Genomic DNA, 1,314 nt, shown 5'->3' with positions numbered 1-1,314 from the left:
GTCGAAGAAGGAGGCGAACGCACCGCACTGCTCGTTCTCGACCGACACGATCAGCCGCTTGTAGGGCTCGACGAGGTCGGACAGCGGTTTGCCGCTGCCCGCCAGCCAGCGCAGATCGGCCTGCATGGACGCCAGCGCCCGGCGGCGCGTCGTCTCGGCGGCACGCTTGAGCAGCAGCGTCAGGCCGATGAGCGCGGCGATGTAGAAGCTGACGCCGACGGCGATGGCCGGCGTCAGCGACCAGTTGTCGAACAGCCGGCTGCGCGCGACGACCAGCAGGGCCAGCACGACGAAGGGGCCGATGACGAGGCGGGCCACCGGCGTGCTGCGCCGAGCCACGACCTGGATGTCGATCCAGTCGTCGAGCAGCGTGTGCACCGCGAAGCCGCCGCCGTCCTTGCTGCGGTCCTCGGGCCGGGCGCTGAAGCGCTGCGCCCACAAGGCCCTGTGCTCCTCGCCCAGTGACTTGGCAAACATCTCGATAGTGCTTTCGGGATAGAAAGTGCGCCCGGCATTCATGTGATGCACGAAGCGCACCAGCAGCACCGTCGCGTCGGCCACCGCGACGATGAGCAGCGGCAGCAGCAGCAGGATGGCGTAGAGCGTGGCACTCACCATCTGGCGGTGCTCGTCGCCGCGCACGGGCACCTCGGGAATCTGCCCTTCGGACAGGCACAGGAAGAGCAGCCCGACGCAGCTCAGCGTGAGCCCGTACCAGACCAGGGTGCGTGCGGCGCGCGGGCGGGCCTCGCCGCGCTCGCCGTACTCCTGCCAGAGCTCGTCAAAGTCGCAGCTGTAGCCGACGCCGGGCTTCCAGAACAACACGCTGACATGCTCGAACCAGCCGCGCAACAGCTGGCGCATGTCGCTGCGCACGACGGGCTTGGGCACGGGCCGCGGCAGCCGCAGCCAGTCGGAGTCGTGGCGGAGCTGGTTGAGCGAGTCGGCCCAGGCCCAGTCCAGCGTCCACAGGATGGCGAACAGCGCCAGCAGGTGGATGAGATGCGAAGGCCAGGCGCTGACGCCTTCCAGCCAGGCCACCGGCTCGCAGCTGTCGCAGACGCCGGCCTGGTTCCATCCGCCGGCCGGCCAGGCCAGCCACAGCCAGACCAACACCACCAGCAGCACGATGACGAGGTGCAGGCGGTCGACGCCGGCGCGCTGGTCGGGCGGCGCCGGCTGCTCGCGCCGCGCCAGCAGCAAAGCCGGCAGCACGGCCAGCAGTGCCCCGAAAGCAGCCAGGCTGGCCAGCAGCAGGGCATGAACGAAACCGAGCTGGCTGGGCAGCAGGAATTCGATGAGGCTGGCCAGCAC

At 69.6% G+C, this 1,314-nt stretch carries 1 protein-coding gene; it reads right to left on the bottom strand.

The annotated features are described in order from the left end of the window. On the bottom strand, positions 1 to 1,314 hold a 1,314-nt coding region (locus AC1DU6_RS31505), incomplete at both ends, for a hypothetical protein (protein WP_477862105.1).

Source organism: Roseateles sp. P5_B10, from assembly GCF_056400485.1.
This window is presented reverse-complemented; position numbering and strand designations above follow the sequence as displayed.